Genomic DNA, 15179 nt, shown 5'->3' with positions numbered 1-15179 from the left:
ATGAACGCGCTGCCGTTTGCCGATTGGGCGCTGCGGTTCCTGCAACTGCTGTATCGCGCGCAGCTCGCGTGTGCGCAAACGCTCCATGCGCTGGGCCTGACCGGCGACGCCGACGGCCAGGCCGCGTGGCCATGGACTCGGCGGATCGCGATCGAGACGCTGCGCATCGATGCGGGCCTGACGCGGCAGCTTGCGTTCGCCGTCGCGGCGACCGTGTTCGCCGCGGCGCTCGGCTGCGTCGCGATCGCGAGCCGCAAGTACCGTGCGGCCGCGTCGATCGCCGGGCTCGCCGGCGCTTGCTTCGCGCCGTGGCCGCCGGCTTCGCTGTGGCTCGCGCCGGCCGCGCCGACCAGTTTCCAGCGCAATCCCGCGCCGTTCTCGGTGGCGAGCGTGGTGCACGGCGCGCGGCTGTACGACCGTCATTGCGCGGCGTGCCACGGCGCCGACGGACGCGGCGAAGGGCCGCTCGCCGCGTCGCTCGCGCACTGGCCGCCGACGTTCGCCGGCACGCTGCTGGCGCGCCGCCTCGACGGCGAGCTGGCCTGGCGCGTGCGGCACGGAATGCGCGATGCGCACGGCGCCGAATCGATGCCCGGCTTCGGCGCGACGCTCAGCCCGCGCGACACGTGGGCCGTGCTCGATTACCTGAAGGCGCTCGCCGCGGGCAGCGGCGCGCAGGCGGACGGCGCATGGCCGGTGCCCGTCGCGCTGCCCGCGCTCGACGTGCGTTGCGGCGGGCAGCCCGCGACGCTGCCGCTCGAACGCTGGCGCGAAGGCCAGCGCGTGCGGGTCGTCGCGCTCGCCGCGGGCGCCACGCCGCCTCGCGAGGATCCGCGCTGGCAGACGCTGCTCGTGACCGGCGACGACGCTCGTACGTCGGCCGCACCGAACGCGCCGGCCGGCGCGCGCGCGAACTGCGTCGCGACGACGCCCGGCGCGTGGCTGGCTTTCGCGACGATCGCGGGGACGCCGCCCGATGCGCTCGGCGGCGCGCAATTCCTCGCCGACCGCCGCGGCTGGCTGCGCGCGCGGGCAAAGCCCGGCAGCGCCGGCTGGTCCGCCGACGACCTGCTATGCCGCGCGCAGACGAACGCGCGCCCGTCCGACGCCGCCGCAAACGCCGATCCGCTGACCGCGCTGCTGGTGCGCGTGGACAGCGAGCCCGTGCAGGACGTGCAGGCCGGCCTGCCGCATTGACACCCTGAACCGTTTCTCCGCCCGAACCGAACCGACGATGAATCCGAACCGACGCCACTTCCTCGCGCAGGCCAGCGCACTCGCCGCCACCTTGAGCACCGCGCCGGCCGTACTGCATGCGCAATCGGGCACGCGGCCGCTGCTGCGCGCCGGCGACCAGAAAGGCGGACTGCGCGCGCTGCTCGAAGCGGCCGACGAACTGAACGGCCTTGCATACGACGTCTCGTGGACCGAATTCCCGGCCGCCGCGCCGCTTGCCGAAGCGTTGAACGCGGGCGCGGTGGATTGCGGACCGATCGGCGACGCGCCGGTGATCTTCGCGCTTGCATCGGGCGCGCGGATCAAGGTGATCGGCGCGAGCCGCTCCGACCCATACGGCACCGCCGTCGTCGTGCGGCCGGACGCGCCGCTGCAGACCGCCGCCGACCTGAAAGGCAAGCGCGTCGGCACGACACGCGGCTCGATCGGCCATTTCGTCACGCTGAAGGCGCTCGACGCGGCGGGGCTCGCGCCGGACGACGTGTCGTTCCGCTTTCTGCCGCCCGCCGACACGATGCTCGCGCTCGCGAGCGGCTCGATCGACGCGTGGGCGACGTGGGAGCCGTACACGGCGCTCGCGCAAACGAGCGGCCGTGCGCGCGTGCTCGTCGACGGCCGCGGCCTGTGGTCGGGGCTCAGCTACGTCGCGGCGACCGACGCCGCGCTCGCCGCGAAACGCGACGTGCTGCGCGATTTCCTGCAGCGCGTCGTGCGCGCGCAGGCCTGGTCGTACCGGCATGCGGACGCGTTCTCGGCGACGCTCGCGCGCATCATCGGCATCCCGCAGCCGGCCGCGAAGCTGCAGTTCGAACGACGCCGCACGCGCTGGCAGCCGATCGACGCGGCCGTGATCGCCGAGCAGCAGCGCACGGCCGACTTCTACCTGAAGGCCGGTTTGCTGCGCCAGCCGCTCGACGTGCGCCCGACGTTCGATCGCGGCTTTCCGCTCGCGTGACCGGCCGGCGCCGCGCGCGCAGGCAGGCGTAGGCAGGCGCAGGCACGCACGCGAGCAACCGTCCAAACAGCCGGCGCGCGATCTGGCACAATCGCGATTCGCCCATCCCGTGTTTGCCAGCCAGCGTCATGCCAGCCATTTCAGAACTGTTCGTCTACCCGATCAAATCCTGCGGCGGCATCGCGCTGCCGCGCGCGCAATTGCTGGAGACGGGCCTCGCGTACGATCGCCACTGGCTGATCACCACACCCGACGGGATGATGATCACGCAGCGCACGCATCCGCGGCTCGCGCTGATCCGCACGGCGCTCGAGCACGACGCGCTGGTGCTGAACGCGCCCGGCATGCCCGAGCTGCGCACGCCGCTCGACGGCGAAGCGTCGGCGCAAGCGCCGAAGATGGCGGCGACCGTCTGGCGCGACACCGTCGACGCGATCGACACCGGCGCCGCCACCGCCGCGTGGTTCAGCGAATTCCTCGGCATGCCGGCGAAGCTCGCGCGCTTCGCGCCCGATGCGCGGCGCGCGTGCAACCGCAAATGGACCGGCGAGCTCGACGCATCGACCCGCTTCGCCGACGGCTACCCGCTGCTCGTGATCGGCCAGGCGTCGCTCGACGACCTGAACGCGCGCCTCGTCGCGAAGGGCGCGCCTGCGATCCCGATGGACCGCTTCCGTCCGAACCTCGTCGTGTCGGGCATCGACGCGTTCGAAGAGGATTACATCGAGCACCTCGACGCCGACGGCGACACGCCGGTGCGGCTGCGCCTCGTGAAGCTGTGCACGCGCTGCCCGGTCCCGACGATCGACCAGCGCACCGGCGCGCCCGATCCCGCATGGCCGCACGAGCCGACCGACACGCTGCAGACCTATCGTGCGAACCCGAATTTCGACGGCGCGCTGACGTTCGGCAACAACGCGATCGTCGTGCGCGGCGCGGGGCGCTTTCTCGAAGTCGGGCAGGCGCTCGACGCGCAACTGGGGTTCGGGGACTGAGGGGAAGTGGACGCGTCGCTCGCGGCGCGTCGGTTTTGCTGCTGCTCGGCGCCAACGTTCGTTCGTAGCGCCGCCTTCTGACGCGCCGGTTCCGAGGCTCGTTCGTAACGGCCGCCTCAGCCGCTCGGCCTCCACCACCAGTCCCTACCCCGCCTCCGGCAACACCGGCAGCCACACCGTCACGATCAATCCCCCGCCGTCCGCATCGGCGAGCGTCACGCTGCCTCGATGCACCCGCGCGATCTCTCTCACGATCGACAGCCCGAGCCCCGTGCCTTCGACGGTCTGCGTCTTGCTGCCGCGATGGAACCGCTCGAACACCGCATCGCGTTCTTCCGCCGGAATCCCCGGCCCGTTGTCGATCACGTCGAGCCGCGCATGCTCGCCGTCGCGCGACACGCGCACGGTGATCACCGCACGATCGCCCGCATAACGGATCGCATTGTCGATCAGGTTGCCGACCATCTCGCCGAGCAGATCGGACTGCCCCAGCACGCCGACGTCCGCCTCGTGCTCGAAGCCGAGATCGATGTCGCGCGCGCGGGCCACCGGCGACCAGTCGAGCGTCACGCTGCGCGCGAGCCGGTGCAGCGCGACCGGCTGGTGCGCGACCGCGTGCCCGCTGTCCGCATCGAGCCGCGACAGTGACAGCAGTTGCTGGACGATCTTCGCCGCCTGCCGCACCGCGCCGTTCACGCGCCGCAGATGGACGTTCACGCGCGGCTGCTCGGCGGGCCGCAGCGCCAGCTCGACGCCCGCCTGCACGGCCGCGAGCGGCGTCTTCAACTGATGCGCGGCGTCCGCGAAGAAGCGCCGCCGCGCGACCTGCATCCGCTGCGTGCGGCCGATGTACTGGTTGATCGAATCGACGAGCGGCGCGAGCTCGCTCGGCATCCCGCCGGTGTCGAGCGGCGTCGGATCGTCCTCGGCGCGCGCGGCGACCGTCGCCGACAGCCGGTTCAGCGGCCGCAGCCCGCGCCCGACGCCGAGCCACACGATGCCGAGCGCAAGCACGACGAGCAGCCCTTCCTGCAGCAGCGAGCCCATCAGGATCTCGCGCGCGAGCGCCTGGCGCGCCTCGATCGTCTCGCCGACCATCACCCACACGATGCGCGACTGCGCGCTAGGCACGTCATGCACCGGCAGCCGCAACGCCGCCATCCGCAGCCGCTCGCCGCGATAGACCGCATCGTAGTAGCGCGTGACGAACAGCGCGCCGTCGCCCGCGTCGCGCCCCTCGTCGCGCCCCTGCGGCAGCGGCAGATCGGGGTAGCCCGTCACCGCGCGGCCGCCGTCCTCGCGGATCAGGTAGAAGATCTTGCCGCCGTCGCTCGATTCGAGCATCTCGAGCGCGAGATACGGCAGGTCGACCTCGACCTCGCCCTGGTTGAGCCGCACGCCTTCGCGGATCGACTTCAGCGACGACGACAGCGTGCGGTCGAACGCGACATGCGCGGCGTTCATCGCGCGCTGGTAGGTGAGCCACGAATCGAGCGCGAGCAGGCCGAGCAGCGGCAGCAGCAGCCACAGCGCGACCTGCATCCGCAGGTTCGGCCGCGTCATTCAGCCTTCGCCTCGAGCAGATAGCCGAGCCCGCGCAGCGTGACGATCGCGACGCCGCTGTTCTCGAGCTTCTTCCTCAGCCGGTACACGTAGATCTCGATCGCGTCCGCGTTGACCGACTCGTCGAGCCCGAAGATCTTCTCCGACAGCGTCTCCTTGTTGATCGCGCGGCCGTTGCGCAGGACCAGCACCTCGAGCACCGAGCGCTCGCGCGGCGTGAGCGGCAGCGCTTCGCCGGCCAGGCGGAAGCTGCGGTCGACGCTGTCGAACGCGAGCGGCCCGCATTCGACCTTCGAATGCTCGTGCCCGAGGCTGCGCCGGATCAGCGCGCGGGCGCGCGCCTCCAGCTCGGTCAGCTCGAACGGTTTCGCGAGATAGTCGTCGGCGCCGAGATCGAGCCCCCTCACGCGGTCCTCGACCGACCCGTGCGCGGTGAGGATCAGCACCGGCACCGGATTGCGCCGCGCACGCAGCCGCCGCAGCACTTCGAGCCCGTCGAGCTTCGGCAGCCCCAGGTCGAGGATCACCAGCGCGTAATCCTGCGTGCGCAGCACGTGGTCCGCCGCCTCGCCGTCCGCCATGTGATCGACCGCGAAGCGCGCGGCGGCCAGCGCGTCGGACAGCGACTGCGCCAGGATCGGGTTGTCTTCGACGAGCAGCACACGCATCGGTATTCCTGTCAGGCAAACGTCAGGCCGCTACATTACATGATCCTTTCCACGCCGACGCTTCGCGCAAATACCGGTTGCGCGCCCGCGCAGCCGCGCCCGCAGCCCCATCGTCTCCGGGAAATCCATGACCCGCCGGACGCGATCGCTCAAGAAAATGAAAGCGGGCTGAAAGTGCGCCGCAATTACCATCCGCGTCACTCGAACAACACAGACGCGCAATTGGAGGAAGACATGCCGTTCGCACCGAAGCACCTCGCCGCCATCCTGTCGATCGTCGCCGGCGCCGCCTGGGCGCAGGTTCCGGCCGGATATCCGGGCAACTACCAGGGCGTCGTCGACGCCGCGAAGAAGGAAGGCAGGCTGATCGTCTATTCGACGACCGACACGGGCCTCGTGCGCCCGCTGATCAAGGACTTCGAAAGCCTGTACGGGATCAAGGTCGAATACAACGACATGAACAGCACCGAGCTGTACAACCGCTACATCAGCGAGAACGCAGCGAACGGCACCAGCGCCGACGTGCTGTGGAGCTCGGCGATGGACCTGCAGGTCAAGCTCGTCAACGACGGCCTGATGGCGTCGTACGATTCGCCCGAAAGCACCCACGTGCCGCAATGGGCGCAATACCAGAAGCAGGCGTACGGCACGACGTTCGAGCCGCTCGCGATCGTCTACAACAAGCGGCTGATTCCCGACGGCGAAGTGCCGAAGACCCGCACGGACCTGATCAAGCTGCTCGCCGCGCAGCCGGACAAGTTCAAGGGCAAGGTCACGACCTACGACATCGAGAAGTCGGGCGTCGGCTTCAATGCGCTCACGCAGGACGCGCACCTGAACGAGAAGGTCACGTGGGAGCTCGTGAAGGCGATGGGCGCGACCGGCCCGAAGCTGCAGTCGAGCACCGGCGCGATGATGGAGCGGATCTCGTCCGGCGAGAACCTGGTCGGCTACAACATCATCGGCTCGTATGCATACGCGAAGGCGAAGAAGGACAAGTCGATCGGCTACGTGTTTCCGAAGGACTACACGCAGGTCGTGAGCCGCCTCGCGACGATCTCGAAGAAGGCGAAGAGCCCGAACGCCGCGAAGCTGTGGGTCGACTACCTGCTGTCGCAGCGCGGCCAGACGCTGATCGCGAACCAGGCGAACCTGTATGCGATCCGCGCGGACGTGACGGGCGAGACGTCCGCCGCGAGCCTCACGAAGGAGCTCGGTGATTCGCTGAAGCCGATCCAGATCGGCACCGGCCTGCTCGTCTACCTCGACCAGTCGAAGCGCCTCGCGTTCCTCAAGCAGTGGCAGCAGTCGATCAAGCGCTGATCCGCTGATGCGCTGACCCGCCGAGCCCCGGCCGCCCGCCGAAAATGCCGCGGGCCGGCCGCTTCCCGTTACCGACTTTCCGTAGGCGGCCATCCGGATGGCCGCAGGGGCGAACTCATGCTTTCAACCAGCACACGGGCAACGACGCCGGCCGTTGCGCGCACCACCGGCCCCGGCGACGCGATCCCCGCGCTCCCGGCCAACGGCCTGCAGCCGCTCGCCGGCATGCTGCGCTGGATCGTCATCGCGGTGCTGACCATCGCGGTGGCGCTGCCGCTCGGCTTCATCCTGTTCCAGAGCCTGCTGTCCGCGCCGTTCTTTGACGCGAACCGCACGCTCGGCGTCGACGGCTTCCGCTTCATCTTCAGCGATCCCGACTTCTGGTCGGCCGTGAAGAACTCGTTCATCATCGCCGGCGGAATGCTGTTCATCTCGATCCCGCTCGGCGGCATCCTCGCGTTCCTGATGGTGCGCACCGACCTGCCCGGCCGCCGCTGGCTCGAGCCGCTCCTGCTCACGCCGGTGTTCGTGTCGCCGATGGTGCTCGCGTTCGGCTACGTGGTCGCGGTCGGCCCGGTCGGCTTCTACTCGGTGTGGTTCAAGGAATGGTTCGGCGCCGCATCCGTGCCCTGGAACGTCTATTCGATCTTCGCGATCACGCTGATCGTCGGCCTCACGCACGTGCCGCACGTGTACCTGTATTCGTCGGCCGCGCTGCGCAACCTCGGCTCCGACGTCGAGGAAGCGGCGCGCGTGACGGGCGCGCGGCCGTTTCGCGTCGCGCTCGACGTGAGCCTGCCGATGACGATGCCCGCGCTGCTGTTCGCCGGCGTGCTGGTGTTCTTCCTCGGCTTCGAGGTGTTCGGGCTGCCGCTCGTGCTCGGCGACCCGGAAGGCCACCTCGTGCTCGCGACCTACCTGTACAAGCTGACCAACAAGCTCGGCGTGCCGTCGTATCACCTGATGGCCGCGGTCGCGGTGTGCATCGTCGCGATCACGTTCCCGCTCGTGCTGCTGCAGCGCCGGCTGCTGAAGACCGCGAACCGCTTCGTCACCGTGAAGGGCAAGGCCGGCCGCACGACCGTGCTGCCGCTCGGCGTGTGGCGCTGGATCGCGCTCGCGATCGTCGCCGCGTGGCTCGCGCTGACCGTGATCGTGCCGATCTCCGGCATCGTGCTGCGCGCGTTCGTGACCAACTGGGGCGAAGGCGTCGCGCTCGCCGAGGTGCTGACGCTCGCGAACTTCGTCGAGCTGTTCGAGCAGGACAACCTCGTGCGCGCGATCGTCAACACGCTCGGCATCGGCGTGATCGGCGGCGCAATCGCGATCGGCTTCTACTCGCTCGTCGCGTTCGCCGGCCACCGCCGCCACGACTGGGCGACGAAGCTGCTCGACTACCTCGTGCTGCTGCCGCGTGCGGTGCCGGGCCTGCTCGCCGGTCTCGCGTTCCTGTGGATCTTCCTGTTCGTGCCGGGGCTGCGCGAGCTGAAAAACTCGATGTGGAGCATCTGGATCGCGTACACGGTCGTGTGGCTCGCGTACGGGATGCGCCTGATCCAGAGCGCGCTGCTGCAGGTCGGGCCGGAGCTCGAGGAAGCCGGCCGCAGCGTCGGCGCGACGCGCGCTCGCGTGTCGCTCGACGTGACGCTGCCGCTCGTGCGCTTCGGCCTGCTCGCCGCGTGGCTGCTGATCTTCATGATCTTCGAGCGCGAATACTCGACCGCCGTCTACCTGCTGTCGCCCGGCACCGAAGTGATCGGCGCGCTGCTCGTGTCGCTGTGGGCGACCGGCGCCGTCGACCAGGTCGCCGCGCTCTCTGTCATCAACATCGCGATGGTCGGCGCCGGTCTCGGCGTGGCCCTGCGCTTCGGAGTGAAACTTCATGGATAAGCTCATCGTCGACGATCTGCATCTGAGCTACGGCGCGAACCCGATCCTCAAGGGCGTGTCGTTCGAACTCAAGGCCGGCGAGGTCGTGTGCCTGCTCGGCGCGTCCGGCAGCGGCAAGACCACGCTGCTGCGCGCGGTCGCGGGCCTCGAGCAGCCGTCCGGCGGCCGCATCCAGCTCGACGACCGGGTGTTCTTCGACGGCGCGCAACGCGTCGACCTGCCGGTCGAGCAGCGCTCGCTCGGGCTCGTATTCCAGTCGTACGCGCTGTGGCCGCACCGCACCGTCGCCGACAACGTCGGCTACGGGCTGAAGCTGCGCCGCGTGGCGCCTGCCGAGCAGAAGCGCCGCGTGCAGAGCGCGCTCGACCAGCTCGGCCTCGGGCATCTCGCCGAGCGCTATCCGCACCAGCTTTCCGGCGGCCAGCAGCAGCGCGTCGCGATCGCGCGCGCGCTCGTCTACAACCCGCCCGTGATCCTGCTCGACGAGCCGCTGTCGAACCTCGACGCGAAGCTGCGCGAGGAAGCGCGCGCGTGGCTGCGCGAGCTGATCGTGTCGCTCGGGCTGTCGGCGCTCTGCGTGACGCACGACCAGACCGAGGCGATGGCGATGTCCGACCGCATCCTGCTGCTGCGCAACGGCCGCATCGAACAGGAAGGCACGCCGGCGGAGCTCTATGGTGCGCCGCGCTCGCTGTACACGGCCGAATTCATGGGCAGCAACAATCGGATCGACGCGCGCGTCGCGGCGGTCGACGGCGAATGCGTGACGCTCGCCGGCGACGGCTGGCAGCTGCGCGCGCTCGCCCGCGACACGCTCGCGCCCGGCCAGGATGCGCAGGCGGTGATCCGCCTCGAACGCGTGCAGGTCGCCGACGGCCCCGGCGCGAACCGGCTGCAGGCGGACCTCGTCACGTCGATGTATCTCGGCGACCGCTGGGAATACCTGTTCCACTGCGGCGACCTGCGGCTACGTGCGTTCGGCCACGTGCCGCGCGCGGCCGGCAAGCACTGGCTCGAATTCCCGACCAACGACTGCTGGGCGTTCGCGAAGGCCGGCTGACCCGCGCGGCGACCAACCTCGGCGGATGTCGCCCGGCATCCGCCGAGGCGCCGCGCGCGCGCCACGATTTCCCTCACCTACAAAAACCACGGAGACACCGTCAATGAAGTCTTGCGCAGCACGTTCCTTTCGCACAGTAGTGCTAACCGGATCGGCCGCCGCCGCGTGCGTCGCGGCCCCCGCCGCTCACGCGCAGTCGTCGGTCACGATCTACGGGATCATGGACGCTGGCATCGAATACACGAACCACGCGGCACCGGACGGCGGCAATTCGTTCAGGTTGAAGTCGGGCAACAAGAACACGTCGCGCTGGGGCCTGCGCGGCGTCGAGGATCTCGGCGGCGGGCTGAAGGCCGTGTTCCGCCTCGAAAGCGGGATCGATCTCGCGAACGGCGCGTCCGACGACGGCCCCGACTCGATTTTCGCGCGCCGTGCGACGGTGGGCCTGAAAGGCAAATGGGGCGAGCTGACTCTCGGCCGCAACTTCACCGTCACGTACGACTATATGATGCCGTTCGACCCGATGGGTTACTCGCAAAACTATTCGTGGGCGTCATCGTCGATGGCGACCGGCGGACGCAAGGACGGCATCTTCTCGCGCTCGTCGAACGCGGTCCGCTACGACGGCGAATTCGGCGGCTTCAAGTTCGGCGCGATGTACGGGTTCGGCAACGTGGCCGGCAGCGTGAAGACCAGCTCGAAGTACGACTTCGCGCTCGGCTACGAGAAGGGGCCGTTTGCAGCGGTCGTCACGTTCGACCGACAGAACGGCGCAGCGGACAGCGTCACGCCGGCCGATCCCGTGAACTACATCCAGGGCATCCACGCGGGCCTGAGCTATGACTTCGGCAACCTGAAGACGATGGCCGGCTACCGCAATTACAAGCGCACGTTCCGCACCGCGGCGGCGAGCCAGTTGAGCGACATGGTCTGGGTCGGCGGGTCGTACCAGTTCACGCCGGCGTTCTCGCTGATCGCGGCCGTGTATCACCAGAACATCAAGGGCGGCACCGATGCCGATCCGACGCTGGTCTCGGTGCGGGCCAACTACGCGCTGTCCAAGCGCACGGTGCTGTACGCGTCCGGCGGCTTCGCGATCGCGCAGCACGGACAGAAGGTCGGCGTGTCGCGTGATGTCGCGGGGTATGGCACCACGCAGGTCGGAGCAACGGTGGGGATTCAGCAGCGGTTCTGAGCATGACGGCGCAGCCGGTCGGCAGCATCGCGAACCGGCTGCGCCGCTTCGTCACGCGTCCCTATGCATCACGAACACCGGACGGACGAGCGCGTTCACGTCATCCCAATACCGGTCGACACCCGCCAGCGGGACGGCTTGCACGCCGATATGCAGGCGCGCCGGCTCGACCGCGTCGAACACCGCACGCGCCGCGTCCAGCAGGCGCGGCAGCGCAATGCTCCCGATCCCGCTGCCCATCAGCGTGATCGCGGTCGCGCGCAGCACCGCGCCGGGCAGCGGCACCTCCGCGCCGCCGATCGAGCCGATCTGCACGAAGCGCAGCGGCCGGCCTTGCGGCGTCGCCTTCGCCGCCGTCACCAGCAGCGCACGTGCGCTCGCGCCCCACAGATAATCGAGCACGACGTCGACGCCCGCGCGGAAGTGCGGCTCCAGCGCACGCGCCAGATGCGCGTCGTCCTGCTGCAGCGACACCACGGCGTCCGCGCCCGCCGATTGCAACGCCGCCAGCACCGCCGCGTTGCGTCCGGTGGCGATCACCTTCGCCGCGCCCAGGTGCTTTGCGATCCGCACGGCCAGCCGCCCGGACGCGCCGGTCGCGCCGTTGACCAGCACGGTCTCCCCGGCCGCGACGCGCGCCCGCTCGGTCAGCGCGGCCCATGACGACATCCCCGGAATCGCGATCGCGGCGGCCGTGACGTCGTCGAGCGTGTCGGGCAGCGGCACGCATTGCGCGTCGGGCACGACCGTGCGCTCGGCCATCGCGCCGAACGGCGCGAGCGGGCCGAAGAAATAGACGCGCTGCCCGTCGTCGAGGCGCCCCGTGCCATCGACGCCCGCGACGAACGGAAAGCCGCCCGTCGACGAATAGTGCGAACCGGACGCGCGGGCCTGCGCGAGCCGGCTCAGTGCGGACGCGGTCACGTCGACCAGCCGGTGGCCGGGCAACGCGTGCGGCGATTCGAACTCGGCATGAACGGGGCGCTCGCCCGCCCCGTTGACGATTGCTGCTTTCATGGGTGCTCCTTCAGATGACCCGCGCCATCACCGCGCGTCGACCCACGCCCGCAACGCGGCGTCGCGGATCTCGAACACGTCGAACAGCCCGAGCGCACGCAGCGCCGGCAGCACGTCGGCGGCATCGGCCGCCGCGCGGGAGCGCTCGGCCTCGTCCGCATGCGGGTCGGTGAGCACCCGCGCATTCGCGAGAAAGGCGCCCACGCTGCCCTTGCGGATCGTCGTGCCGTTGAGGTCGAGCTGGTTGAGGTGGTCGGGAAGCATTTCGTCGGCTCGCATCGCGCGGCCCTCCTGAAGCGTTGAACGAGCACTCAGTGTAGGGATGCGAACACGGCCGGACTCCGGTATAAATGCCATTCGATACCGAATTCCAGCCATGCCTGCAGATCCGCTTCTTCCCGCCGGCCTCGTGAGCTCTTCCGACGGCCCGTTCGTCGCCGCTGCCGAGCTGACGCAGCGCGACGCGCGCGTGACCGCGCCGCATCGCCATGCGCGCGGCCAGCTGGTCGGCGCGCTGACGGGCCTGCTGTCGCTCGGCCTCGACGACCAGGACTGGGTCGTGCCGGCCGTTCATGCAATCTGGATTCCGCCGCATTGCGTGCATTCGCTGCGCTCGTTCGGGCCGTTCTCCGGCTGGAGCGTGTTCGTCGCGGAACCGCGCTGCGGATCGCTGCCGCAGGCGCCGCACGCGATCCGCACCTCCGCGCTGCTGCGCGAGGCGGTACGGCGCGCGGCAAGCTGGCGCGGCGGCGCACTCGACGCGGCGCAAACGCGCGTGGCGGAAGTGATCCTCGACGAGATCGCGGCATCGCCGCCGGTCACGCTCGGCCTGCCGCGCCCGCGCGATCCGCGGGTCGGACGGATCACCGATGCGTTGAGCGCCGATCTCGCGGACAACCGCCGCCTCGAGGAATGGGCAGCGTGGGCGGGCATCGCGCCGCGCACGCTGAGCCGCCGCTTCGTCGCCGAAACGGGGCTGACGTTCGCGCAGTGGCGTCAGCAGGCGCGGCTGCTGCGCGCGTTGGAGAAGGTGGCCGACGGCGTGCCGGTGACGACGATCGCGCTTGACCTTGGCTACGACAACGTGAGCGCGTTCATCGACATGTTCCGGCGCGCGTTGGGGACGACGCCGGGGCGGTATATGGAAACTGGACACGACGGACACCGGGGCGACGCCGCGTAGCGCGTCATTGCGCGCTTACATGCACGCATCGATGGCGGCTGCATTCGATATGCCGCGCCTTCAATACGTGCCGTCGCCCTGCTTCGCGGCGTCGGCCGATTTCCCCTTGAACTGCGACGCCAACCGCTCCGCGCTTCTCGCGAGCAACGTCGTATCGACCCCCACCGCGACGAACAACGCACCCGTTGCCAGATACCGCCGCGCCGCCGCCTCATCGGCGCTGAGAATCCCCGGCGCCTTGCCGGCCGCCTTGATCGCGCGGATCGCATGATCGATCGCCGCCTGCACGTCCGGATGCCCCGGATTGCCGAGATGCCCGAGATCCGCCGCGAGGTCGGCGGGGCCGATGAACACGCCGTCGACGCCCTCCACCCGCGCGATCGCGTCGATCGCGTCGAGCCCCGCACGCGTCTCGACCTGCACGAGCACCGCCATTTCACCGTTCGCGCGCTGCAGGTAGTCGCCGACGCGATTCCAGCGCGACGCCCGCGCGAGCGCGCTGCCGACGCCGCGGATGCCCTCCGGCGGATAGCGGGTCGCCGCCACTGCCGCGCGCGCCTCGGCCGCGCTCTGCACCATCGGCACGAGCAGTGACTGCGCGCCGAGATCGAGCACCTGCTTGACGATCACCGGGTCGTTCCACGGCACGCGCACGACCGGATGCGACGGATACGGCGCGATCGCCTGCAATTGCGCGAGGATCGTCGGCACCGTGTTCGGCGCATGCTCGCCGTCGATCAGCAGCCAGTCGAAGCCGGCGCCCGCGACGACTTCGGCGCTGTACGGACTGGCGAGACCGAGCCACAGCCCGATCTGCGCGTCGCCGCGCGCGAGCGCGGTCTTGAAGGGATTCGATGGCATCTGCATCACGCGTCACCCGAAATGGCATTGAATGGTGCCGAGCGGACCGTAGTCGACGCTGAACGTGTCGCCGGCGCGCGCCGCGCACGGCCGCGTAAACGACCCGCCGAGCACGATCTGCCCGGGCTCCAGCGCGACGTCGAAGCGCGCGAGCCGGTTCGCGAGCCACACGACGCCGTTGGCCGGATGGTTCAGCACGCCGGCCGCAACGCCGGTTTCCTCGACCACGCCGTTGCGCGACATGATCGCCGCGACCCAGCGCAGGTCGACGTCGGCCGGCCGCACGGGCCGCCCGCCGATCACGACGCCGGCGTTCGCCGCGTTGTCGGCGATCGTGTCGAACACCTTGCGCGGGCGCTGCGTATCGGCGTCGATCGACTGGCTGCGCGCGTCGATGATCTCGAGCGCGGGCACCACGTAATCCACCGCGTCGTACACGTCGAAGATCGTGCAGTTCGGCCCGCTCAGGCGCTTGCCGAGCACGAACGCGAGCTCGACCTCGACGCGCGGCACGATGAAGCGCTGGGTCGGGATCGTGCCGCCGTCCTCGAAGAACATGTCGTCGAGCAGCGCGCCGTAGTCGGGCTCGTCGATCTGCGACGTGTTCTGCATCGCCTTCGACGTGAGGCCGATCTTGTGGCCCTTCAGCGTGCGGCCCTCCGCGAGCTTCACGTTCACCCACGCGCGCTGGATCGCATACGCGTCGTCGATCGTGATGTCCGGATAGTCGAGCGAGATCTGGCGGATCTGCTTGCGCTCGCGTTCGGCGTCGTGCAGGCGCCGCGCGAGCTGGTCGATGGTGGCGGATTCGAGCATGGTGGAATCAGGATGGGGGTTCAGCCGGCCCGCTTGTAGCGAGCGTGGATGTTGTTGTGCTTGTACGAGCCGCTCTCGCTGAACTCGACCAGCTCCATCGACAACGCAAGATAGCGCTTCGCGTACAGCTCGGCGAAATGCGCGTTGATCGCGTCGAACAGCGCGTCGCACGTGGCCTTCTTCACTTCCTCGCTGCGGCCCGCGCCGATCTTCAGCGTCACGTGGACGAACGCATCGTCCCCGGTGCCGTCCGCGACGCAAAAGTCGTGCAGCTCGATCGCGCGCGAGCGGATGCCGCCCGTCGGGAACACGCCGCCCTGCGCGATCAGCGTCGCGTTGATCGTGCGCAGCAGCGCGGGGATGCGCGCGTCGTCGCGAAGGTTCGCGGTGTACTCGACGACGATGTGTGGCATGACG

The 15179-nt window shown here is 69.7% G+C and carries 15 protein-coding genes; 8 read left to right on the top strand and 7 right to left on the bottom strand.

Translation table 11 applies throughout. The features are described 5' to 3' along the window. The 3 genes from WJ35_RS24115 (at position 1) to WJ35_RS24105 (ending at position 3186) form a co-directional block, all read left to right on the top strand. Positions 1-1197, top strand: coding sequence for a c-type cytochrome (locus tag WJ35_RS24115; RefSeq protein ID WP_069240159.1), 1197 nt, complete (start codon positions 1-3; stop codon positions 1195-1197). Positions 1198-1234: 37 nt separating this feature from the next. Further along, the gene (locus WJ35_RS24110) at positions 1235-2191 is read left to right on the top strand and encodes an ABC transporter substrate-binding protein (RefSeq protein ID WP_069240158.1); all 957 of its coding nucleotides are present in this window, start codon (positions 1235-1237) and stop codon (positions 2189-2191) included. Between the two features lie 128 nt (positions 2192-2319). Further along, a complete protein-coding gene (locus tag WJ35_RS24105; protein ID WP_069240157.1) occupies positions 2320-3186 on the top strand; it encodes an MOSC domain-containing protein in 867 nt (288 codons plus the stop codon). Between the two features lie 144 nt (positions 3187-3330). Here the strand turns inward: WJ35_RS24105 and WJ35_RS24100 are convergent, their stop codons facing one another. Both WJ35_RS24100 and WJ35_RS24095 read right to left on the bottom strand, forming a co-directional pair. Further along, on the bottom strand, positions 3331-4749 hold the full coding sequence (locus tag WJ35_RS24100; RefSeq protein WP_069240156.1) for a sensor histidine kinase: 1419 nt from the start codon (positions 4747-4749) through the stop codon (positions 3331-3333). Beyond that, positions 4746-5417, bottom strand: coding sequence for a response regulator (locus WJ35_RS24095; protein WP_060233110.1), 672 nt, complete (start codon positions 5415-5417; stop codon positions 4746-4748). Before WJ35_RS24095 ends, WJ35_RS24100 begins: the two co-directional genes overlap by 4 nt. Positions 5418-5651: 234 nt before the next feature. Here WJ35_RS24095 and WJ35_RS24090 point away from each other — a divergent pair, with 234 nt between their 5' ends. The 4 genes from WJ35_RS24090 to WJ35_RS24075 all read left to right on the top strand — a co-directional run bounded on the left by WJ35_RS24090 (position 5652) and on the right by WJ35_RS24075 (position 10885). Then, a complete protein-coding gene (locus tag WJ35_RS24090) occupies positions 5652-6740 on the top strand; it encodes an ABC transporter substrate-binding protein (protein WP_060233286.1) in 1089 nt (362 codons plus the stop codon). A 117-nt stretch (positions 6741-6857) separates the two neighbouring features. Continuing rightward, entirely contained in the window at positions 6858-8630 is a 1773-nt protein-coding gene (locus WJ35_RS24085; protein ID WP_069240155.1) for an ABC transporter permease, read from the top strand. Next, complete coding sequence (locus WJ35_RS24080) at positions 8623-9690, top strand: ABC transporter ATP-binding protein (protein WP_060004341.1); 1068 nt, start codon at positions 8623-8625, stop codon at positions 9688-9690. The genes WJ35_RS24085 and WJ35_RS24080 overlap by 8 nt, the downstream gene beginning before the upstream one ends. 103 nt (positions 9691-9793) lie before the next feature. Beyond that, positions 9794-10885, top strand: a complete 1092-nt coding sequence (locus WJ35_RS24075; RefSeq protein WP_060233115.1) for a porin — start codon at positions 9794-9796, stop codon at positions 10883-10885. A gap of 51 nt (positions 10886-10936) precedes the next feature. On the opposite strand, the gene WJ35_RS24070 is transcribed toward WJ35_RS24075, so the two are convergent. Continuing rightward, positions 10937-11902, bottom strand: a complete 966-nt coding sequence (locus WJ35_RS24070; protein WP_060233118.1) for a quinone oxidoreductase family protein — start codon at positions 11900-11902, stop codon at positions 10937-10939. A gap of 27 nt (positions 11903-11929) precedes the next feature. Next, on the bottom strand, positions 11930-12181 hold the full coding sequence (locus tag WJ35_RS24065) for a hypothetical protein (protein WP_042587756.1): 252 nt from the start codon (positions 12179-12181) through the stop codon (positions 11930-11932). A 97-nt stretch (positions 12182-12278) separates the two neighbouring features. Between WJ35_RS24065 and WJ35_RS24060 the strand changes: the two genes are divergently transcribed. Next, entirely contained in the window at positions 12279-13085 is an 807-nt protein-coding gene (locus WJ35_RS24060) for an AraC family transcriptional regulator (RefSeq protein ID WP_060233120.1), read from the top strand. 60 nt (positions 13086-13145) lie between these two features. On the opposite strand, the gene hpaI is transcribed toward WJ35_RS24060, so the two are convergent. The 3 genes from hpaI to WJ35_RS24045 are packed head-to-tail and all read right to left on the bottom strand — an operon-like array spanning position 13146 to position 15175. Further along, the gene (gene hpaI / locus WJ35_RS24055) at positions 13146-13952 is read right to left on the bottom strand and encodes a 4-hydroxy-2-oxoheptanedioate aldolase (RefSeq protein WP_060233122.1); all 807 of its coding nucleotides are present in this window, start codon (positions 13950-13952) and stop codon (positions 13146-13148) included. Positions 13953-13958: 6 nt separating this feature from the next. Continuing rightward, on the bottom strand, positions 13959-14762 hold the full coding sequence (hpaH, locus tag WJ35_RS24050) for a 2-oxo-hept-4-ene-1,7-dioate hydratase (protein ID WP_060233123.1): 804 nt from the start codon (positions 14760-14762) through the stop codon (positions 13959-13961). 20 nt (positions 14763-14782) lie between these two features. After that, complete coding sequence (locus WJ35_RS24045) at positions 14783-15175, bottom strand: 5-carboxymethyl-2-hydroxymuconate Delta-isomerase (protein ID WP_060233125.1); 393 nt, start codon at positions 15173-15175, stop codon at positions 14783-14785. Between the last annotated feature and the right edge of the window lie 4 nt (positions 15176-15179).

Source organism: Burkholderia ubonensis (assembly GCF_001718695.1).
GTDB lineage: Bacteria > Pseudomonadota > Gammaproteobacteria > Burkholderiales > Burkholderiaceae > Burkholderia > Burkholderia ubonensis_B.
The sequence above is the reverse complement of the archived record's forward strand: the minus strand, read 5'-3'. Positions and strand labels throughout refer to the sequence as shown.